Here is a 20,421-nt window from a genome sequence, read left to right on the forward strand (position 1 = left end):
CGTCACTCCGCGGCTAATGCGGGGGCGCCGCGCGCCGCCGCCATACGCGACAACTCTCCCATCAAGGGCGAGCATCGCGCAATCGGATTGGTCAGATAGAAGTCACGCAGCGGGTAGACAAAGCTGGCCCGTCCCAGTTCTGCCACAGCAACGGGCTGCCAGTCGTTTTCCGGCACCAGATCGACGCGGCCCAGATGCGGCACCGCCTCGACCAGCTTGCGGCGCAGCTGCGCCATACTGTCCCAGGGCAGGGTCTGGCCCAGTTCCGCCGACAGGGCACGCAGAATCGCCCAGTTCTCTTTCGCCTCGCCCGGCGCGAAATTCGCGCGCAGGGCCAGCTGAGGCCGCCCTTCGGTGTTCACGAACAGGCCGCTTTCCTCGGTATAGCAGGCGGCGGGCAGGATGATGTCGGCGCGATGCGCGCCCCGGTCGCCATGGCTGCCCTGATAGATCACCACCGGCCCGGCGGCGATCTCGACCTCATCGGCGCCAAGGTTAAAGACGACCTGCGCGCCGTCCAGCGCCGCGGCCATCCCGCCCTGCGTCACCGCACCCACATCCATCGCACCCACGCGACCCGCCGCGGTGTGCAGGATCAGCAGGCCCGAATTGCTGTTCTCGGCCAGTGTCATCGCATGGGCCAGCACGGCGGCGCCATCGGCCTCGCGCAGCGCCCCCTGCCCCACGATCACCAGCGACGGTTTCTCGCGCGTCTCGTCGCTGATCTCGCGCGAGGACAGGCTTTCCAGCGCCGCGCGGTCATTGCCGACATGGTGGTAGTCATAGGTCAGATCGACCGGCTCACCGACCAGCCCGATCTGCGCGCCACGCGCCCATGCGCGGCGCAGGCGCGCGTTCAGCACCGGCGCCTCGTCGCGCGGATTGGTGCCGATCAGCTGGATCATCTCGGCCGTATCAATATCCTCGATCCGCGCGGTGCCGACATAGCCCGAGCGGTTGCCTGCGGGCAGTTTCGCGCCATCGGTGCGGCATTCGACCGCCCCGCCAAGCCCCTCGATCAGCGCCTTCAGGCTGAACGCCGCCTCGACCGGGGCCAGATCGCCCACCAGTCCGGCGACCTTGCGCCCCTTCATTGCCGTCGCCGCAGCGGCCAGCGCCTCGGGCCAGGTCGCCGGGCGCAGCTTGCCGTTTTCGCGGATATAGGGGCGGTCCAGCCGCTGGCGGCGCAGCCCGTCCCAGACAAAGCGGGTCTTGTCGCTGATCCATTCCTCGTTCACGCCGTCATGGTTGCGCGGCAGGATGCGCATGACTTCGCGGCCCTTGGTGTCAACGCGGATGCTGCTGCCAAGCGCGTCCATCACGTCGATGCTTTCGGTCTTGGTCAGCTCCCACGGGCGGGCGGTAAAGGCATAGGGCTTGCTGACCAGCGCGCCGACCGGGCACAGATCAATGATATTGCCCTGCAGGTTCGAGGCCAGCGTCTCATTGAGATAGCTGGTGATCTCGCTGTCCTCGCCCCGGCCCGTCTGACCCATCTGGGTGATGCCCGCGACCTCGCTGGTAAAGCGCACGCAGCGGGTGCAGCTGATGCAGCGCGTCATGTGGGTCTCGACCAGCGGGCCGAGGTTCAGTTCCTCGGATGCGCGCTTGGGCTCGCGATAGCGGCTGAAATCGACGCCATACGCCATCGCCTGATCCTGCAGGTCACACTCGCCGCCCTGATCGCAGATCGGGCAATCCAGCGGGTGGTTGATCAGCAGGAACTCCATCACGCCCTCGCGGGCCTTCTTGACCATCGGGCTGTTGGTGCGGATCTCCGACGGCGCGCCCTCGGGGCCGGGCCGCAGATCCTTGACCTGCATCGCACAGCTGGCGGCGGGCTTGGGCGGGCCGCCCACGACCTCGACCAGACACATGCGGCAATTGCCGGCGATGGACAGCCGCTCGTGATAGCAGAATCGCGGAATCTCGATCCCGGCCTGCTCGCAGGCCTGAATGAGGGTCAGGTTGGGATCGACCTCGATGTCCCTGCCGTCGATCTTGATTGTCCGCAAACCGGCCATGATTCCATCCTTATCTGGCACTCAGCAACGATCCTGCGACCGTCTGCCGTGCGATTTCGTCCCGCCCGAGGCGGCAAAATGTGTCGGGCTGCCCGTTCACGACACCCCGTTCGACCATATAGCGGTCGGCCTGCGCGTAGATGCGCTGCCGGTCCTCGCGGCTGTCCAGAAACGCGTCGATCTGCGCCTCGCTATAGCCCTGATCCAGCGCATAGCGTTTCAGCGCGCGCGCCTCGCGGAAGGCCCGCACCATCCGCGCGTCGATCGAGGGGCAGCCGCGGCGCACCAGATCGGCGACGCGGGCCTGCATCAGGCGGTCGGTGACATAGGCGTTCTGGGCCAGCGGTGCCTGCGCGGCGGCAGGGGTGGCGGCCAGCAGGGCGACGGCAATCAAGGGGCGAAACATGGCATGGTCCTTCCGGTGGTGATGTGTCCACACATAACCACCGGGCCGCGCTTTCGCCCGACACGAGCGCGTGCGCGCCGCGTGATATGCCGCCCTTGCGATCATTCCGCCGCCAGCGCGCCCATGCGCCCGGTCTTCTTCGCCTTCAGCCGGTCCTCGATCTCGCCGCGGAAATTGCGGATCAGACCCTGGATCGGCCAGGCCGCCGCATCGCCAAGCGCGCAGATCGTGTGGCCCTCGACCTGCTTGGTCACGTCCAGCAGCATGTCGATTTCCTCGACCTCGGCCTCGCCCGAGACCAGCCGCGACATCACCCGCATCATCCAGCCGGTGCCCTCGCGGCAGGGCGTGCACTGGCCGCAGCTTTCATGCTTGAAGAAGGCTGACAGCCGCCACACGGCCTTGATGACATCGGTGTCCTGATCCATCACGATCATGCAGGCGGTCCCGAAACTGGACTTCGCATCCCGCATCCCGTCGTAATCCATGATCGCGGTTTCGCACTGTTCCGCCGTCAGCACCGGGCACGAGGCACCGCCCGGAATGATCGCCTTGAGGTTCTTCCAGCCGCCGCGGATGCCGCCGCCATGCTTGTCGATCAGCTCTTTCATCGGGATCGACATGGCCTCTTCGACCACGCAGGGCGTGTTCACATGGCCGGTCAGCCCGAACAGCTTGACGCCCGCATTGTTGGGGCGGCCAAAGCCCGCGAACCATTCCGGGCCGCGCCGCAGGATCGTGGGCACGACGGCGATGGATTCGACATTGTTCACCGTGGTCGGGCAACCATAGAGGCCCGCGCCCGCCGGGAACGGCGGCTTCATGCGCGGCATGCCCTTCTTGCCCTCAAGGCTTTCCAGCAGCGCGGTTTCCTCGCCGCAGATATAGGCCCCGGCGCCGTGATGCAGATACAGATCGAAATCCCAGCCCGAGCCGCAGGCGTTCCGCCCCAGCAGGCCCGCATCATAGCATTCGTCGATCGCGGCCTGCAGCGCCTCGCGCTCGCGGATATATTCGCCGCGCAGATAGATATAGCTGACATGCGCGTTCATCGCGAAGCTGGCGATCAGCGCGCCCTCGATCAGGGTGTGCGGATCATGGCGCATGATCTCGCGGTCCTTGCAGGTCGCAGGCTCGGATTCATCGGCATTGATCACCAGATAAGACGGGCGCCCATCCGATTCCTTGGGCATGAAGGACCATTTCAGACCCGTCGGAAAGCCCGCCCCGCCGCGCCCGCGCAGGCCCGAGGCCTTCATCTGCTCGATGATCTTGTCCCGGCCCCGGCCAAGGATCCCGGCAGTGCCGTCCCAATGGCCGCGTGACTGAGCGCCCCGCAGACTGCGGTCGCCCATCCCGTAGAGGTTGGTGAAAATGCGGTCCTGATCTTTCAGCATCCGTTAGATCCTTTACTCCCGGCGTCACGCATTCCTGCGCCGCCAGATACGCCAGGTCACCAGCAGCGACCAGACAAAAGCGCCGATGGCGGCAAGGTCGGCCAGATAGGCCCACCGCGCCGCCAGGTCATATTCACGGCCAAGCGCCTGAAGCCCCAGCCATCCCAGCATGGTCACCGCGATCACGATGGCCACCAGCCGCATCTGCCGCGCGTCACGGTCAGGCTGCGCCATCGCCGCCCCCCGTTCCAGCTTCAACTTCGGCGGCCAGCGCACGCGCCTGCCCCACCCAGTCGTCGCGCCGGATCAGCCCGGCACCGCGCCCGATCTGCGCCGCCATGGCCTCGATCGCGGCCTCGTCCCAGCCGGCGATCTGCGCAAAGCGCGTCACCCCCGCCGCATGCAGCGACGCCGCCACCTTGGGCCCGATCCCGGTGATCCGGGTCAGATCCTCGGCAGGCGGCCCGGCCACAGCCCGGCGGCCATAGATGCCGCCCTCGGGCTCGGCCGGGGCGGCCCGGCCATGCGCCACCTGCGCATCGCCCGAAGGCGCCATGCCCGCATCCGCCACCAACGCAGCGAACCGGGGCTGCGCCGCCACCGGCGCCACCAGCTCGGCCCGGTCCACCCCAAGGCCCGCCGCAGGCACCGCCGTTTCGGCCAGCAATTGCGATCCATCCATCGCCGTCACACCCTCACAGATCAGCCAGACCAGAACCTCGCTCAGCACCGCGCCCGCAATCACGCCCAGAACCAGCGCCGCGATCAGGCCCGACTGACCGAACAGCCCCAGCGACAGGAAAACCAGCAGCCCCGCGATGGCCCCGGTCAGGTGGCATGTGCTGCGTGTGGCGCCGTCCATTCTGTGCTCCTGTCCGCGGGCCTGTCGCTCAGGCCCCGTTCTTCGGGTCTTTCCCGGCCGCCTCATCATCCCGCACGCCTTCCGGCTCGCGCGCCGATTCCGGGCGCGCCGCCGAGGCCGCCTGCGCCTCCTGCACGGTCGCGCCGGTCTTGTCGGCGGGGACACCCTCGGACGGCCTGGGGTCGGCCTCGTCGATCGTGTTCTCGCCCTGCTGGTCATCCGCCGCCGCTTCGGGACGGGCGCGGTCCAGCCATTTGGTCAGGATCGGCACCTCGGTCCCGTCGATCCGCTTCAGCGTCTCACCCAGATCGCGGGCCAGCGTGACGCTGGCATTGGCGCTTTCCGCCCGGTCAATCCCGGTCAGGCTGCTCAGCCCCGCCGCAGGCTCGGAGGCGAACCGCCCGGCCTGCGAGCCGGGCAGAGGCACCTCGCCCGCCGACATGCGGTCAATCAGCGCCTCAAGGCGTTCCGGCGTCAGATCCTCGTAATAATCCTTGCCGATCTGGGCCATCGGCGCATTGGCGCAGGCGCCCAGACATTCGACCTCTTCCCAACTGAACTTGCCGTCAGCGGAAACGGTATGCGGGGTCGCGGCGATCTTGCGCTTGCAGACTTCGATCAGCGCCTCGGCGCCGCAGATCATGCAGGTGGTGGTGCCACAGATCTGGATATTGGCCACTCTGCCAACGGGTTGCAGCTGGAACATAAAGTAGAATGTCGCAACTTCCAGCGCCCGGATATAGGCCATGCCCAGCAGGGTGGCGCAATATTCGATGGCAGGCCGCGACAGCCAGCCCTCTTGTTCCTGCGCGCGCCACAGGATCGGGATGATCGCCGATTGCTGGCGGCCTTCCGGGTATTTGGTCATCTGGGCCCGCGCCCAGTCAAGGTTCGCGGGGGTGAATTCAAAGCTGTCCGGCTGGACGGGGTGCAGGCGGCGCAGCATCAGCGGTCAACCTCTCCGAAAACAATGTCCTGGGTGGCGATGAGGGCGGGCACATCGGCCAGCATGTGACCCCGCGCCATCCAGTCCATCGCCTGCAGATGCAGAAAGCCCGGCGCGCGCAGCTTGGCGCGATAGGGTTTGTTGGTGCCGTCGCTGACCAGATAGACGCCGAATTCGCCCTTGGGCGCCTCGACGGCGGCGTAAACCTCGCCCGCGGGGACCTTGAAGCCCTCGGTATACAGCTTGAAGTGATGGATCAGGCTTTCCATGTCGCGCTTCATGTCGGCGCGCTTGGGCGGCGTGATCTTGCCGCGCGACATCACATCGCCCGGCCCCTCGGCCCGCAGCTTGGTGATCGCCTGCTGCATGATCGAGATCGACTCGCGCATCTCCTGCATCCGGCACAGGAAGCGGTCATAGCAGTCGCCATTGGTGCCGACCGGGATCTTGAAGTCGAATTCGTCATAGCATTCATAGGGCTGGCTGCGCCGCAGATCCCAGGCCATGCCCGATCCGCGCACCATCACGCCCGAGAAACCCCAGTCCAGCGCATCCTGTTCGCTGACCACGCCGATGCCGACCAGCCGCTGCTTGAAGATGCGGTTCTCGGTCAGCAGCGTGTCCAGATCGTTCAGCACATTGGGGAACCTGTCGCACCATGCCTCGATGTCGTCCAGCAGGTCGGGCGGCAGATCCTGATGCACGCCGCCGGGCCGGAAATAGGCCGCATGCAGCCGCGCCCCGCAGGCGCGTTCGTAAAAGATCATCAGATCCTCGCGCGCCTCGAACCCCCACAGCGGCGGCGTCAGCGCGCCCACATCCAGCGCCCCGGTGGTCAGGCCCAGCAGGTGGTTCAGAATGCGCCCGATCTCGCAATACAGCACCCGGATCAGACTGGCGCGGCGCGGCACGGCGGTGCCGGTCAGCCGCTCGATCGCCAGACACCAGGCATGTTCCTGATTCATCGGGCTGACGTAATCCAGCCGGTCGAAATAGGGCAGGTTCTGCAGATAGGTGCGGCTTTCCATCAGCTTTTCGGTGCCGCGATGCAGCAGCCCGATATGCGGATCGGCGCGTTCCACGATCTCGCCGTCCAGCTCCAGCACCAGACGCAGCACGCCATGCGCGGCAGGGTGCTGGGGGCCGAAGTTGACGTTGAAATTGCGGATGCGCTGCTCGTCGGTCAGAACGTCCGAGGTGCCGTCATCATACTGGTTCTTGCGGATGTCGCCGTCCATCATGTCTTGGCCCCCTTCTCATCGCCCGGCAGCACGTATTGCGCGCCCTCCCAGGGCGAGAGGAAATCGAACTGCCGGTATTCCTGCACCAGCTTCACCGGCTCGTAGACGACGCGCTTTTCGGCCTCGTCATAGCGGACCTCGACATAGCCGGTGGTCGGGAAATCCTTGCGCAGCGGATGGCCGGTAAAGCCGTAATCGGTCAGGATGCGGCGCATGTCGGGATGGCCGGTGAACAGGATGCCGAACATGTCGAACACCTCGCGCTCGAACCAGTTGGCGCTGGGATAGATATTGGTCAGCGTCGGCAGCATCTCATCCTCGCGGATGGCGACCTTCACCCGGATGCGCTGGTTCTGATACATCGACAGGAAATGCCAGACGACATCAAAGCGCTGCGGGCGGGCCGGGTAATCGACCGCCGTAATGTCCACCAGCGTCGAGAACCGGCAGGTGCTGTCGCCGCGCAGAAAGTCGATCAGGTCCAGAATGCCCGCCGCCGTGGCGGTCACGGTCAGCTCGCCATGGGCGACGCCTGCATCGACCACCTCATTGGGACGGCGATGGCGGATATGGTCGCCCAGTTGCTCCAGCGCGTCGAGATCGGGATAGACGGCCATGCTCACCTCACCAACGTGCCGGTGCGCCGGATGCGGCGCTGAAGTTGCAGGATACCATAGAGCAGCGCCTCGGCGGTCGGCGGGCAGCCGGGAACATAGATGTCCACCGGCACGATGCGGTCGCAGCCGCGCACCACCGAATAGCTGTAATGGTAATAGCCGCCGCCATTGGCACAGCTGCCCATGCTGATGACATAACGCGGCTCGGGCATCTGGTCATAGACCTTGCGCAAGGCGGGCGCCATCTTGTTGGTCAGCGTGCCCGCGACGATCATCAGATCCGACTGGCGCGGGGATGCGCGCGGCGCGGTGCCGAAACGTTCCAGATCATAGCGCGGCATCGAGGTGTGCATCATCTCGACCGCGCAGCAGGCCAGACCGAAGGTCATCCAGTGCAGCGACCCGTTGCGCGCCCAGTTGATGATGTCCTCGGTCGTGGTCAGCAGGAAGCCCTTGTCCTGCAATTCGCGGTTCAGCGCCTGTGTGGCGACCTCGCGGTCGGGTCCGGCGGTATTCGCCCCAGCCATCACGCCCATTCCAAGGCCCCCTTCTTCCACTCATAGGCAAAGCCCACGGTCAGCACGCCCAGAAACACCATCATCGACCAGAACGCCGTGTCGCTGATATGCTGCAGGCTGACGCCCCAGGGGAACAGGAACGCCACTTCCAGATCGAAGATGATGAACAGGATGGCGACCAGATAGAACCGCACGTCGAATTTCATGCGCGAGTCGTCAAAGGCGTTGAACCCGCATTCATAGGCGCTGACCTTTTCCGGGTCCGGGTTGCGCACCGCGATCACGATGGCCGACAACAGCAGTATCAGCGCGAGTGCAGCAGCCATCCCCGCAAAAACGAGAACCGGCAGATAGTCCTGCAAAAGAGTGTCCACGGGCTTTGATCCCCTTGTCGGTCGCGAGGATCATGGCTGCCCCGCGACGGGTTGGCTGTCTGCCGTTTAGACCCGGCAGGCGGCGGGGTCAACGGGCGCGGGCAGCGGATTCCGCGTCGAAATGTACCAGTTGCCCGCAGGCGACGCAGCCCGCCGCAACGCCGCGCCCACCGTGCTCATGCAAAGGGGCCCGCGCAAAGGCAGGCCCCCGGCTGACTCTGCAAGGGGCCGCTTATTCGATCTCGACCAGCAGATCCTTGGCGTCGATCTGGGTGCCCGGCGTGACATGGACCGCCTTGACGGTGCCGTCGCGGTCGGCATGCAGCCCGGTCTCCATCTTCATCGCCTCGATGGTCAGCAGCATGTCACCCTGCTTGACCGCCTGCCCCGCCGTCACCGCGACCGAGGCCACGACCCCCGGCATCGGCGCCCCGACATGGCCCGCATTCGCCGGATCGGCCTTGGGCCGGGCCGCAGCCCCGCCGCCTGCCTTGCGGTTGGGCACCCGGATGCTGCGCGGCTGGCCGTTCAGCTCGAAAAAGACCTTCATCTCGCCCTTTTCGTCGGTCTCGCCCATGGTCAGCAGCCGGATTTCCAGCGTCTTGCCGGGGTCGATCTCGACGCTGATCTCCTGCCCCGGCTCCATCCCGTAGAAAAAGCTGCGGGTCGGCAGGGTGCGCACCGGGCCATAGGTCTCGTGCCGCGCCATATAGTCGGTGAAGACCTTGGGATACATCAGGTAGCCGTTCAGATCCTCGTCGTCGATCACCTTGTCGTCCAGCTCCGCCGACAGCTTCGCGCGGACCTGTTCCAGATCGACCGGCTCCAGATGGGCGCCGGGGCGGTCGGTGATCGGCGCCTCGCCTTTCAGCACCTTTTTCTGGATCGCCTGCGGCCAGCCCCCCGGAGGTTGCCCCAGATTGCCGCGCATCATGTCCAGCACGCTGTCGGGAAAGCTGACCTCGACCGAGGGGTCCATGACCTGTTCGGGCGTCAGGTTCTGCGCCACCATCATCAGCGCCATGTCCCCCACCACCTTGGAGGACGGCGTGACCTTGACGATATCCCCGAACATGCGGTTCACATCGGCATAGGCCTGCGCCACCTCGTGCCAGCGATCCTCCAGCCCCATCGACCGCGCCTGCGATTTGAGGTTGGTGAACTGCCCGCCCGGCATCTCGTGCAGATAGACCTCGGAGGCGGGCGATTGCAGGCCCGATTCAAACGCCGCGTAATTCTCGCGCACGCGTTCCCAGTAATTGCTGATCTGGCGGATGGCGGCGATGTCCAGCCCGGTGTCGCGGTCGGTCTGGGCCAGCGCCTCGACCACGCTGCCCATCGTGGGCTGGCTGGTGTTGCCCGACAGCGCGTCCATGGCACAATCGACCGCATCGACGCCCGCCTCGGCGGCGGCCAGAATCGTCGCCCCGCCCATGCCGCTGGTGTCATGGGTGTGGAAATGAATGGGCAGGCCCACCTCTTCCTTCAGCGCCTTGATCAGGATGCGCGCCGCCGCCGGTTTCAGCAGCCCGGCCATATCCTTGAGGCCCAGCACATGCGCCCCCGCCGCCTTCAGCTCCTGCGCGGTCTGCACATAGTATTTCAGGTCATACTTGGCCCGGTCCGGGTCCAGCATATTGCCGGTATAACAGACCGTGCCTTCGCAGATCTTGCCCGACTCGATCACCGCATCCATGGCGACGCGCATATTCTCGACCCAGTTGAGGCTGTCAAAGACGCGGAACACATCCACGCCCGTCTCGGCCGCCTGTTTCACAAAGAACTGCACCACATTGTCGGGATAGTTGGTGTAACCGACCCCGTTGCTGGCGCGCAGCAGCATCTGCGTCATCAGGTTCGGCATCCGCGCGCGAATGTCGCGCAGCCGCTGCCACGGGCATTCCTGCAGGAAGCGATACGCCACATCAAAGGTCGCACCGCCCCAGCATTCGACGCTGAACAGCTGCGGCAGGTTGGCGGCATAGCTGGGCGCCACATGGATCATGTCGATCGACCGCATCCGCGTCGCCAGCAGGCTCTGGTGCCCGTCGCGCATGGTGGTGTCGGTAATCAGCAACTGCTTTTGCGCCGCCATCCAGTCGGCCACCGCCTGCGCGCCCTGGCTTTCCAGCATCTGCCTTGTGCCCGGCGCAGGCGCGGCCTTGGCCTCGGGCGCCAGCGGCGGGCGCGCCTGCGCGGGCGGCAGCACACGTCCCGCGGTCTCTGGGTGCCCGTTCACCGAAATATCGGCCAGATAGGTCAGGATCTTGGTCGCCCGGTCCTTGCGCTTCTTGAAGTCGAACAGATCATCGGTCGTGTCGATGAACTTGGTCGTATAGGTGTCATCCAGAAACACCGGATGTTTCAGCAGGTTGATGACGAAATCAATATTCGTGCTGACGCCCCGCACCCGGAATTCGCGCAAGGCCCGGTCCATCCGGCGGATCGCCTGATCGGGCGTCTGTGCCCAGGCCGTCACCTTGACCAACAGCGAATCGTAATAGCGCGTGATCACCCCGCCCGAATAGGCGGTGCCGCCATCCAGCCGGATGCCCATGCCCGTCGCGCTGCGATAGGCCGTGATGCGCCCGTAATCGGGAATAAAGTTGTTCTGCGGATCTTCCGTCGTGACCCGGCATTGCAGCGCATGGCCCGACAGGGTGATCTGCTCCTGCGCCGCGTGCCCGGTGGCATCGGCCAGAGTCTCACCCTCGGCAATGCGGATCTGCGCCTGCACGATGTCGATGCCGGTGACCTCTTCGGTCACGGTATGCTCAACCTGAACGCGGGGGTTCACCTCGATGAAATAGAACTTGTCATCGTCCATATCCATCAGGAACTCGACGGTGCCCGCGTTCTGATAGCCGACCGCCCGCCCGATCTCCAAGGCCAGCCCGCAGACCTCGGCGCGCTGTTCCTCGGTCAGATAGGGCGCAGGGGCGCGTTCCACGACCTTCTGGTTGCGGCGCTGCACGGTGCAGTCACGCTCGTACAGATGATAGAGGCCGCCATGCGTGTCGCCCAGCAGCTGCACCTCGACATGGCGCGCGCGCAGGATCATCTTTTCCAGATAACCTTCGCCATTGCCGAATGCCGCCTCGGCCTCGCGGCGCCCCTCGCGGACCTTCTCGATCAGCTCTTCGGGGTTGTTGATCGGGCGCATGCCGCGCCCGCCGCCGCCCCAGCTGGCCTTCAGCATCAGCGGATAGCCGACCTCGGCGGCCTCACGCTTGATCGCGTCGAAATCCTCGCCCAGCACTTCGGTCGCGGGGATGACCGGCACACCGGCCTCGATCGCCACACGCCGGGCACTGGCCTTGTCGCCAAGCGCACGCATCGTGTCGGCGCGTGGGCCGATAAAGGTGATCCCGGCCTCAAAGCACGCATCGACGAAATCGGGGTTCTCGGACAGCAGACCATAGCCCGGATGGATCGCATCGGCGCCCGACAGTTTCGCCACACGGATGATCTCGGGGATGGACAGATAGGCCGCGACCGGCCCCAGACCCTCGCCGATCCGGTAAGCCTCGTCGGCCTTGAAGCGGTGCAGACCCAGCTTGTCTTCCTCGGCATAGACCGCGACGGTCTTCTTGCCCAGCTCGTTCGCCGCCCGCATCACGCGAATCGCAATCTCGCCCCGGTTGGCAATCAGAATCTTTTTGAACATCCCCGTCCCCCTTGTCATCAACCGGGCATACCTTAGCAATGCTGCAATGCGGCGCAAGTGATAGCGTTAACCACTGCCCCTAAGCAGGCAATCGCTGCGAAAGTCGCAGGGCCGCCGCCCGTTCCCCCTTCGTTCGCATTTGGAACTTGCTTTTCCGCCCCGCGTGCCTATCTGATGCCACTGGACACGGGGACACGCCATGGAACAGAAGTTCATCGAAGTGCGCGGCGCGCGCGAACATAATCTCAAGGGCGTGGACATGGACATCCCGCGCGACAAGCTGGTGGTCATCACCGGCCTGTCGGGCAGCGGCAAATCCTCGCTGGCCTTCGACACGATCTATGCCGAGGGGCAGCGGCGCTATGTCGAAAGCCTGTCGGCCTATGCGCGCCAGTTCCTCGACATGATGGGCAAGCCCGATGTCGATCACATCTCGGGCCTGTCGCCCGCCATCAGCATCGAGCAAAAGACGACATCGAAGAACCCGCGTTCAACCGTCGGCACCGTGACCGAGATCTACGACTATCTGCGCCTGCTGTTTGCGCGCGCCGGCACGCCCTATTCCCCCGCCACCGGCCAGCCGATCGAGGCGCAGCAGGTCCAGGACATGGTCGACCGCACCATGGCCCTGCCCGAGGGCACGCGCGCCTATCTTCTGGCCCCCATCGTGCGCGACCGCAAAGGCGAATACCGCAAGGAATTCATGGAGCTGCGCAAGCAGGGCTTTCAGCGCGTCAAGGTCAACGGCACCTTCCACGATCTGGACGAGCCGCCGGTGCTGGACAAGAAATTCCGCCACAATATCGACGTGGTCGTGGACCGCATCGTCGTGCGCGAGGGGCTGGAAACCCGTCTGGCCGACAGCTTGCGCACCGCGCTGGATCTGGCCGATGGCATCGCCCATCTGGAACTGGCGACAGAAGGCGACGCGGAACCCGAACGCCTGACCTTTTCCGAGAAATTTGCCTGCCCGGTCAGTGGCTTCACCATCCCCGAAATCGAACCACGCCTGTTCTCGTTCAACGCCCCCTTCGGCGCCTGCCCGGTCTGCGACGGCCTTGGGGTGGAACTGTTCTTTGACGATCGCCTCGTCGTGCCCGACCCGTCTTTGTCGGTGGACAAGGGCGCCATCGCGCCTTGGGCACGCTCGAAATCCGCCTATCTGACCCAGACCATCAACGCGCTGGCCAAGCATTACGGTTTCGACAAGAAAACCCCGTGGAAAGACCTGCCCCAATCCGTGCGCGACCTGTTCATCCGCGGCTCGCAGGGCGAGGAAATCAAGTTCCGCTTTGACGATGCGGGCCGCGTCTACGAGGTCACCCGCAGCTTCGAGGGCGTCATCCCGAATATGGAGCGCCGCCTGCGCGAGACCGACAGCAACTGGGTCCGCGAGGAATTCGAGCGCTATCAGAACAACCGCCCCTGCGGCGCCTGCGCCGGCTATCGCCTGAAACCCGAGGCGCTGGCGGTGAAAATCGCGGGCACCCATGTCGGTCAGGTGGTCGAACTGTCGATCCGTCAGGCGCTGGCCTGGGTCGAGGATGCGCCGAACCACCTGTCGAAACAGAAAAACGAAATCGCCGCCGCGATTCTCAAGGAAATCCGCGAACGCCTTGGTTTCCTTGTCAATGTCGGCCTCGATTACCTCACCCTGTCGCGCGCCGCAGGCACCCTGTCGGGCGGCGAAAGCCAGCGCATCCGTCTCGCCTCCCAGATCGGGTCCGGCCTGACCGGCGTGCTTTACGTGCTGGACGAACCGTCCATCGGGCTGCACCAGCGCGACAATGACCGCCTGCTGACCACGCTGGTCAATCTGCGCGATCAGGGCAATTCCGTGCTGGTCGTCGAACATGACGAAGACGCGATCCGCCATGCCGATTACGTCTTTGACATGGGCCCCGGCGCGGGCGTGCATGGCGGCACCGTGGTCAGCCACGGCACCCCCGACCAGATCGCCGCCGACCCCGCCAGCCTGACCGGCCAATACCTGTCGGGCGCCCGCGCGATCCCGGTGCCCGGCACCCGCCGCAAGGGCAACGGCAAGAAGATCACCGTCAAGGGCGCCACCGGCAACAACCTGAAAAACGTCTCGGCCGACTTTCCGCTTGGCAAATTCGTCTGCGTCACCGGCGTCTCGGGCGGCGGCAAATCCACCCTGACCATCGAGACCCTGTTCAAGACCGCATCGCTGCGCCTCAACGGCGCCCGCCAGACCCCGGCGCCGTGCGAGGGGATCAAGGGCCTCGAACATCTCGACAAGGTCATCGACATCGACCAGCGCCCCATCGGACGCACGCCGCGCTCGAACCCCGCCACCTATACCGGCGCCTTCACCCCCATCCGCGACTGGTTCGCGGGCCTGCCCGAATCCAAGGCGCGCGGCTACAAGCCGGGCCGCTTCAGCTTCAACGTCAAGGGCGGCCGCTGCGAGGCGTGCCAGGGCGACGGCGTCATCAAGATCGAGATGCACTTCCTGCCCGACGTCTATGTCGAATGCGAAACCTGCAAGGGCAAGCGCTATAACCGCGAAACGCTGGAGGTGCAGTTCAAGGGCAAATCCATCGCCGATGTTCTTGATATGACAGTAGAAGACGCGCAAACCTTCTTCACCGCCGTCCCCTCGATCCGCGAGAAGATGGACGCGCTGATGCAGGTGGGTCTGGGCTATATCAAGGTCGGCCAGCAGGCCACGACCCTGTCAGGCGGCGAGGCACAGCGGGTCAAGCTGTCCAAGGAACTGTCGCGCCGCGCCACCGGCCGCACCCTCTATATCCTCGACGAGCCCACGACCGGCCTGCATTTCGAAGACGTGCGCAAACTGCTGGAAGTCCTGCATTCGCTGGTCGATCAGGGCAATACCGTGGTGGTGATCGAACATAATCTCGACGTCATCAAGACCGCCGACTGGATCATCGACATCGGCCCCGAGGGTGGCGATGGCGGCGGCGTGATCGTCGCCACCGGCACCCCCGAAACCGTCGCGGAGGTGCAGGCCAGCCATACCGGCCACTATCTCGGCCCGCTTCTGAAGCAACACGCCATCCGCGCCGCCGAATGACCGTGATCGCCTGGCAACGGGCCGAGGGTGCGCTGATCGCCCTGGCCGCCCTGCCGCTGGCGGGGCTGACGCAATCGGGCTGGCCGCTCTGGCTCTGGCCGCTGGCGCTGCTGGCCCCCGACCTGTCGGCGCTTGGCTATCTGGCCGGTCCCCGCATGGGCGCCGCGCTCTACAACGCCGCCCATCTCTATGCGGGCGGCCTGCTGCTGGCGCTGCTCGGGCTTCTGACCGGCACCCCCGGCCTGATCGCGGCAGGCGCCGTTTGGCTGACCCATGTCGGCGCCGACCGCGCGCTCGGCTACGGTCTCAAACACCCCAGCGGCTTTCACGACACCCATCTGGGCCGCATCGGACGCAACCGCTAATCCGCCAGAATCCCCCCATCCGGCGGCACCAGCCCCGGCCCATTGCCGCCAGCCCCGGCACGCAGATCCGACAGATCGACCAGCACACAGCCCGGCCCGGCCACCTCATCGCGCCAGACAGAATCACTCTCCATCACCGCACAGAGCCGCAGCCGGTCACCCCCGATCCCCTCGACCAGATACTCCGCCCCGGTCCAGGGATCCGCCGCCCGCACCACCTCGGGGCAGCGCTCCGACACCCCGATGGGCGGCACCGCCCGCCCCTCCAGCGCCAGACAGCGCGCCTGCGCCGCCAGCGCCTCCAGATCCGCCATCCGCGCGGCATCGCGCTGCTCGGCGCGGCCCTGCCCCGGCCCGCCCGTCAGCCACAGCCCGCCCAGCAGCGCCAGCACCCCCAGCCCGGCCAGCCCCACAGCCCCCGCGCGCCCCGACCGCGCTGCCGACCGCGCCGCCGACAATTCCGCCCGATAGGTCGCAAAGACCAGCGCCGCCGTCACCGCCACCACCCCCGCCTTCAGCGCGAATCGCAGCGTCAGATCACCCGACAGCAGCGCATGCACCGTCGCCGCCAGACTGCCCAGCAGCGCCAGCCCAGCCAGAAACCCCGACAGCGCCGCCAGCCAGCGCCGCAACAACGAGGGCGGCGCGCCGCGCAGATGCAGCAATACAAAAACCGGCAGCATCACGACCAGCATCGCCACCGGCCAGCGCGCCGACCCGGCCCAGCCCGCACCCTGCCCGACATCCTCGGTCACCTGATCGGCCAGCAGAAACCCGATCTGCACCACATGCCAGGACAGCATCGCCAGCGCCGCAAATCCCAGCCCGTGGACCAGCGCATCGCGCGGCGACAGCGCCGCAGGCGGCACCGGCACCGGCGGCAGCCCCGGCGCCTGCTGCCACAGCGCCAGCCCCACGGCGATCCGCGCCTCCGGCCAGCCCGCCGCGCGCAGCGCAGCGCCCAGCGCCTCGGGCGTATGCCCCGCCGCCAGCCCATCGCGCAGAAATGCGCCCAACTCGTCGCGTGCCTGCATCATGCCCCCTTCGCGGCCCCCACAGTGCCACGCCCCGCGCCCGGATCAAGCCGCAAAAAATTTCGCATCCTCCGCATTTTTGCCCTTGCACCCCCCGGCCCGCTTCCGTAAATCACCGCTCACCGAAGGCGGCACGGTCCACGGACCAGACCACCTCCGGGACGGAGCGCGGGCGTAGCTCAGGGGTAGAGCATAACCTTGCCAAGGTTAGGGTCGAGAGTTCGAATCTCTTCGCCCGCTCCAAAATCAAAAGGCCGGACCGCAAGGTCCGGCCTTTGCCATTTCCGACCAGCCCCTGCCCCATCTTCTTCACAAAAATATCCTGCGGGGGGAGTCGCGGCACGCGACGGGGGGCGCAAAGCCCCCCCTGCGACGCCAGCCCCCTCAGCCATCCACCCGGATCCGCGCATTCTGCGGATCATGCGGGCTGTCTTCGCTCACCTCGGCATCATACAGCGCGCCCAGCATCCGCAGCTTCAACCGCATCCCCGGCACCGCCAGACCGGGCCGCACATAGCCCATGCCGATCTGCCGCCCGAAGGCCACCGAATACCCGCCCGAGGTCAGCCGCCCGACCTTTTCCCCCTCATGGAACAGCGCCTCACGCCCCCAGGGATCGGCATCCGCAGGCCCGTCGATCAGCAGCGTCACGCATTGGCTGCGAATGCCCAAAGCCGCCATCGCCGCCTTGCCGCGAAACGCCTTGCCCGGATCGACAAACCGGTCCAGCCCGGCCTCCAGCGGCGAGGCATCGCGGCCCAGTTCCGTGCCAAAGGCACGATAGGATTTCTCCTGCCGCAGCCAGTTCTGCGCCCGCGCGCCGACCAGCCGCATGCCATGCCCGGCCCCGGCCTTCTCCAGCAGATCGAACAGATAGTTCTGCATCTCGACCGGGTGATGCAGCTCCCAGCCCAGCTCGCCGGTATAGGCGACCCGGATCGCCATGACCGGGCACATGCCCAGCTCGATCTGCCGCATCGACAGCCACGGAAACCGCTTGTTGCCCAGCACCGTCTCCGGATCGGCATCGCGCACCACCTCGGCCAGGATCGCCCGCGCATTCGGCCCGGCCAGCGCGAAAACGCCCCATTGCGTGGTGACATCCTGCACCGCCACGAACCCGCCGCCGCCCGCCATGAAATCCTCGGCCGCCTTCAGCAGATTGTCGCGGTCGTAATCGGTCCATGCCCCGGCCGAGACGAGGTAATATTCCGCCTCGGCCAGCCGCACGATGGTGTATTCGGTCCGCACCGTGCCCGCCTCGGTCAGCGCATAGGTCAGGTTGATCCGCCCCACCTTCGGCAGCTTGTTGGTCGTCAGCCAGTCCAGAAACGCCGTCGCGCCCGGCCCTTTCACGACATGCTTGGCAAAGGCCGAGGCATCGACCAGCCCGGCCGTGCTGCGCACCGCCTCGGCCTCGGCCTTCGCATAGTCCCACCACGCCCCGCGCCGGAAGCTGCGGGCGTCATGGTCAAAGCTGTCCGGCGCATCCAGCGGGCCGAAATAATTGGGCCGCTCCCAGCCATTCACCTGCCCGAACTGCGCCCCCCGCGCCTTTTGCCGGTCATAGGCCGGGGCAGTGCGCAGCGGACGACAGGCCGGGCGCTCTTCATCCGGGTGATGCAGGATGAAAACGTGGTCATAGGCCTCTTCATTCTTGCGGCAGGCATATTCGGTCGTCATCCAGCCGCCAAACCGGCGCGGGTCCAGCGACGCCATGTCGATCTCGGCCTCGCCGCCCACCATCATCTGCGCCAGATAATGCCCGACGCCACCTGCGGCGGTGATGCCAAAGCTGAACCCCTCGGCCAGCCACATATTCCGCAGCCCCGGCGCCGGGCCGACCAGAGGGTTGCCATCCGGCGTGTAACAGATCGGCCCGTTGAAATCGTCCTTCAGCCCCACCGTCTCGGATGTCGGAATCCGGTGGATCATCGCCATGTATTCCTCTTCGATCCGCTCCAGATCCAGCGGGAACAGATCGGCGCGGAAACTGTCGGGCACCCCATATTCAAACCGCGCAGGCGCACCCTTTTCATACGGCCCCAGAATCCAGCCGCCGCGCTCTTCGCGCACATACCATTTGGCATCCGCATCGCGCAGCACCGGATGTTCCGGGTTGCCCCCGGCCCGCCATGCCATCAGCGCCGGGTCCGGCTCGGTCACGATGAACTGATGCTCGACCGGGATCGCGGGGATCCTGATCCCCAGCAGCCGCGCGGTGCGCTGCGCATGGTTGCCGGTGGCGGTCACCACATGCTCGGCATGAATGTCGAACACCTCGCCCGAGGGCACCAGATTGCCGCCCTTCTCGACCATCCGCTCGACCGTCACCACCCATTCGGCGCCGGTCCAGCGATAGGCGTTCACCTGTATCCTGCGCTCGATGGCACAGCCCGCCATCCGCGCGCCCTTGGCCATGGCCTGCGTCACATCGGCGGGGTTGATATAGCCGTCGGTCGGGTGAAACAGCGCGCCCTTCAGATCCTCGCTCCGCACCAGCGGCCAGCGCTCGGCGATCTCGCGCGGGGTCAGAAAGCAATGCTCGATCCCCACCGTCTCGGCGGTGGCCGAGTACAGCCGGTATTCATCCATCCGCGCGTCGGTTTGCGCCATCCGCAGATTGCCGCAACGGGTGAACCCGGCATTCAGCCCGGTCTCGGCCTCCAGCCCGGCATACAGCTTCACCGAATAGTCGTGGATATGGCTGGTCGCATAGCCCATGTTGAACAGGGGCAGCAGCCCCGCCGCATGCCATGTGGACCCGGCGGTCAGCTCGTCCCGCTCGACCAGCAGGGTGTCCCAGCCCGCGCGGGCCAGATGCAGCGCGATGCCGCAGCCCACCGCGCCGCCACCGACCACCAGAACCTTCACATGCGACTTCATCCCGTGTCTCCTCTGGCGCCTGTCCGTTCCCCCCGTGATGCCCCATCCCCGCGACACCGCGCCCAAGGCCGCCGACCTCTGCGGGCGAAAAACGACATCGCGCCCCGCCCTTGCCCCGGCCCGACCCTGAGGCTAGGTTGCGCGCCACGCCGAGGGGGGCATAAGGGACATCGCATGCAGATCTGCCGCAGCACGCATCAGATGCGCGACTGGCGCAAGACCGTGGGCCGGGTCGCGCTGGTGCCGACCATGGGCGCGCTGCATCCGGGCCACCTGTCGCTTGTGGCCCGCGCCCGCGACTGGCTGGACGCGCAGGGCGGCGGGCATGTCGTCACCTCGATCTTCGTCAACCCGACCCAGTTCGGCCCGTCCGAGGATCTGGACCGCTATCCCCGCGACGAGACGGGCGATCTGGCCAAGCTGTCCTCGGCAGGCTGCGACGCCGTGTTTCTGCCGCAGGTCAGCGACATCTACCGCCCCGGCGCCCAGACCCATGTCGAGGTGGCCGGGCTGGGCCGCATGCTCATGGGCCGGATACGCCCCGGCCATTTCCGCGGCGTCGCCACCGTGGTCACCAAGCTGTTCAACATCACCCAGCCACAGGCCGCAGCCTTCGGCGAGAAAGACTATCAGCAGCTGACCCTGATCCGCCGCATGGTCAGCGATCTCGACATCCCCGTGCAGATCCTGCCGGTGCCGACCATGCGCGAGGCTGACGGGCTGGCCATGTCCTCGCGCAACCAGCGCCTGACGCCCGCCGACCGCGCCGCCGCGCCGGTGCTGGCCCGCGCGCTGGATCAGGCGCAGGCGCTGGTGGCGCAGGGCGCGACCCTGCCCGCCCTGCGCCGCCAGATCCGCGCCACCCTGCGCACCCAGCCGCGCGCCCAGATCCGCAGCATCGACATCCGCGACGCGGACGATCTGTCGCGCGTCCACACCCTTGACCGGCCGGTGGTGATCCTGCTGGCGGTCCGCTTTGGCGACGTGCTGCTGATCGACCAGCGCACCGCCCATCCCTGAACG

At 66.3% G+C, this 20,421-nt stretch carries 16 protein-coding genes and 1 tRNA gene; 4 read left to right on the forward strand and 13 right to left on the reverse strand.

The annotated features are described in order from the left end of the window. Window positions 1-2: 2 nt before the first annotated feature. From nuoG to ACK41U_RS02455, 11 genes are all read right to left on the reverse strand, one after another. Window positions 3-2,024, reverse strand: a complete 2,022-nt coding sequence (gene nuoG, locus ACK41U_RS02405) for an NADH-quinone oxidoreductase subunit NuoG (RefSeq protein ID WP_409675404.1) — start codon at window positions 2,022-2,024, stop codon at window positions 3-5. A 10-nt stretch (window positions 2,025-2,034) separates the two neighbouring features. Continuing rightward, window positions 2,035-2,430: a DUF5333 domain-containing protein gene (locus ACK41U_RS02410; RefSeq protein ID WP_409675407.1), complete on the reverse strand. Its 396-nt coding sequence runs from the start codon at window positions 2,428-2,430 to the stop codon at window positions 2,035-2,037. A 101-nt stretch (window positions 2,431-2,531) separates the two neighbouring features. Further along, on the reverse strand, window positions 2,532-3,827 hold the full coding sequence (nuoF, locus tag ACK41U_RS02415) for an NADH-quinone oxidoreductase subunit NuoF (protein WP_409675410.1): 1,296 nt from the start codon (window positions 3,825-3,827) through the stop codon (window positions 2,532-2,534). A 24-nt stretch (window positions 3,828-3,851) separates the two neighbouring features. Beyond that, on the reverse strand, window positions 3,852-4,061 hold the full coding sequence (locus ACK41U_RS02420) for a DUF5337 domain-containing protein (RefSeq protein WP_409675413.1): 210 nt from the start codon (window positions 4,059-4,061) through the stop codon (window positions 3,852-3,854). Next, complete coding sequence (locus ACK41U_RS02425) at window positions 4,048-4,689, reverse strand: hypothetical protein (protein ID WP_409675416.1); 642 nt, start codon at window positions 4,687-4,689, stop codon at window positions 4,048-4,050. Before ACK41U_RS02425 ends, ACK41U_RS02420 begins: the two co-directional genes overlap by 14 nt. Before the next feature lie 28 nt (window positions 4,690-4,717). Continuing rightward, on the reverse strand, window positions 4,718-5,635 hold the full coding sequence (gene nuoE, locus ACK41U_RS02430) for an NADH-quinone oxidoreductase subunit NuoE (RefSeq protein WP_409675419.1): 918 nt from the start codon (window positions 5,633-5,635) through the stop codon (window positions 4,718-4,720). Beyond that, complete coding sequence (locus ACK41U_RS02435) at window positions 5,635-6,876, reverse strand: NADH-quinone oxidoreductase subunit D (RefSeq protein WP_409675422.1); 1,242 nt, start codon at window positions 6,874-6,876, stop codon at window positions 5,635-5,637. Before ACK41U_RS02435 ends, nuoE begins: the two co-directional genes overlap by 1 nt. Then, the gene (locus ACK41U_RS02440) at window positions 6,873-7,493 is read right to left on the reverse strand and encodes an NADH-quinone oxidoreductase subunit C (protein ID WP_409675425.1); all 621 of its coding nucleotides are present in this window, start codon (window positions 7,491-7,493) and stop codon (window positions 6,873-6,875) included. Before ACK41U_RS02440 ends, ACK41U_RS02435 begins: the two co-directional genes overlap by 4 nt. 2 nt (window positions 7,494-7,495) lie before the next feature. Further along, entirely contained in the window at window positions 7,496-8,029 is a 534-nt protein-coding gene (locus ACK41U_RS02445; protein WP_409675427.1) for a NuoB/complex I 20 kDa subunit family protein, read from the reverse strand. Next, window positions 8,020-8,337 carry an NADH-quinone oxidoreductase subunit A gene (locus ACK41U_RS02450; RefSeq protein WP_409675537.1) on the reverse strand — a complete coding sequence of 106 codons (318 nt, stop codon included), beginning with the start codon at window positions 8,335-8,337 and terminating at the stop codon, window positions 8,020-8,022. The genes ACK41U_RS02445 and ACK41U_RS02450 overlap by 10 nt, the downstream gene beginning before the upstream one ends. A 280-nt stretch (window positions 8,338-8,617) precedes the next feature. Next, window positions 8,618-12,052 carry a pyruvate carboxylase gene (locus tag ACK41U_RS02455; protein WP_409675430.1) on the reverse strand — a complete coding sequence of 1,145 codons (3,435 nt, stop codon included), beginning with the start codon at window positions 12,050-12,052 and terminating at the stop codon, window positions 8,618-8,620. 199 nt (window positions 12,053-12,251) lie between these two features. On the opposite strand from ACK41U_RS02455, the gene uvrA reads away from it, so the two are divergent. Beyond that, on the forward strand, window positions 12,252-15,113 hold the full coding sequence (gene uvrA / locus ACK41U_RS02460) for an excinuclease ABC subunit UvrA (protein WP_409675433.1): 2,862 nt from the start codon (window positions 12,252-12,254) through the stop codon (window positions 15,111-15,113). Next, on the forward strand, window positions 15,110-15,478 hold the full coding sequence (locus tag ACK41U_RS02465; RefSeq protein WP_409675436.1) for a DUF4260 family protein: 369 nt from the start codon (window positions 15,110-15,112) through the stop codon (window positions 15,476-15,478). Before uvrA ends, ACK41U_RS02465 begins: the two co-directional genes overlap by 4 nt. Here the strand turns inward: ACK41U_RS02465 and ACK41U_RS02470 are convergent. Beyond that, complete coding sequence (locus ACK41U_RS02470; RefSeq protein ID WP_409675439.1) at window positions 15,475-16,512, reverse strand: DUF5671 domain-containing protein; 1,038 nt, start codon at window positions 16,510-16,512, stop codon at window positions 15,475-15,477. The genes ACK41U_RS02465 and ACK41U_RS02470 overlap by 4 nt on opposite strands. A gap of 168 nt (window positions 16,513-16,680) precedes the next feature. Between ACK41U_RS02470 and ACK41U_RS02475 the strand changes: the two genes are divergently transcribed. After that, window positions 16,681-16,755: transfer RNA gene (locus tag ACK41U_RS02475), tRNA-Gly, on the forward strand. Between the two features lie 141 nt (window positions 16,756-16,896). Here the strand turns inward: ACK41U_RS02475 and ACK41U_RS02480 are convergent. Then, window positions 16,897-19,398: an FAD-dependent oxidoreductase gene (locus ACK41U_RS02480; protein WP_409675442.1), complete on the reverse strand. Its 2,502-nt coding sequence runs from the start codon at window positions 19,396-19,398 to the stop codon at window positions 16,897-16,899. Between the two features lie 174 nt (window positions 19,399-19,572). Between ACK41U_RS02480 and panC the strand changes: the two genes are divergently transcribed. Continuing rightward, window positions 19,573-20,418, forward strand: a complete 846-nt coding sequence (panC, locus tag ACK41U_RS02485) for a pantoate--beta-alanine ligase (protein ID WP_409675446.1) — start codon at window positions 19,573-19,575, stop codon at window positions 20,416-20,418. Window positions 20,419-20,421: the final 3 nt, after the last annotated feature.

The organism is Paracoccus sp. (in: a-proteobacteria) (assembly GCF_046289755.1).
Lineage (GTDB): Bacteria > Pseudomonadota > Alphaproteobacteria > Rhodobacterales > Rhodobacteraceae > Paracoccus.

Bases quoted from the DNA above. Each gene is read 5' to 3' on its own strand.
- nuoG (WP_409675404.1), bottom strand. From the start codon at position 2,024: ATGGCCGGTTTGCGGACAATCAAGATCGACGGCAGGGACATCGAGGTC.
- ACK41U_RS02410 (WP_409675407.1), bottom strand. From the start codon at position 2,430: ATGTTTCGCCCCTTGATTGCCGTCGCCCTGCTGGCCGCCACCCCTGCC.
- nuoF (WP_409675410.1), bottom strand. From the start codon at position 3,827: ATGCTGAAAGATCAGGACCGCATTTTCACCAACCTCTACGGGATGGGC.
- ACK41U_RS02420 (WP_409675413.1), bottom strand. From the start codon at position 4,061: ATGGCGCAGCCTGACCGTGACGCGCGGCAGATGCGGCTGGTGGCCATC.
- ACK41U_RS02425 (WP_409675416.1), bottom strand. From the start codon at position 4,689: ATGGACGGCGCCACACGCAGCACATGCCACCTGACCGGGGCCATCGCG.
- nuoE (WP_409675419.1), bottom strand. From the start codon at position 5,635: ATGCTGCGCCGCCTGCACCCCGTCCAGCCGGACAGCTTTGAATTCACC.
- ACK41U_RS02435 (WP_409675422.1), bottom strand. From the start codon at position 6,876: ATGATGGACGGCGACATCCGCAAGAACCAGTATGATGACGGCACCTCG.
- ACK41U_RS02440 (WP_409675425.1), bottom strand. From the start codon at position 7,493: ATGGCCGTCTATCCCGATCTCGACGCGCTGGAGCAACTGGGCGACCAT.
- ACK41U_RS02445 (WP_409675427.1), bottom strand. From the start codon at position 8,029: ATGGGCGTGATGGCTGGGGCGAATACCGCCGGACCCGACCGCGAGGTC.
- ACK41U_RS02450 (WP_409675537.1), bottom strand. From the start codon at position 8,337: ATGGCTGCTGCACTCGCGCTGATACTGCTGTTGTCGGCCATCGTGATC.
- ACK41U_RS02455 (WP_409675430.1), bottom strand. From the start codon at position 12,052: ATGTTCAAAAAGATTCTGATTGCCAACCGGGGCGAGATTGCGATTCGC.
- uvrA (WP_409675433.1), top strand. From the start codon at position 12,252: ATGGAACAGAAGTTCATCGAAGTGCGCGGCGCGCGCGAACATAATCTC.
- ACK41U_RS02465 (WP_409675436.1), top strand. From the start codon at position 15,110: ATGACCGTGATCGCCTGGCAACGGGCCGAGGGTGCGCTGATCGCCCTG.
- ACK41U_RS02470 (WP_409675439.1), bottom strand. From the start codon at position 16,512: ATGCAGGCACGCGACGAGTTGGGCGCATTTCTGCGCGATGGGCTGGCG.
- ACK41U_RS02480 (WP_409675442.1), bottom strand. From the start codon at position 19,398: ATGAAGTCGCATGTGAAGGTTCTGGTGGTCGGTGGCGGCGCGGTGGGC.
- panC (WP_409675446.1), top strand. From the start codon at position 19,573: ATGCAGATCTGCCGCAGCACGCATCAGATGCGCGACTGGCGCAAGACC.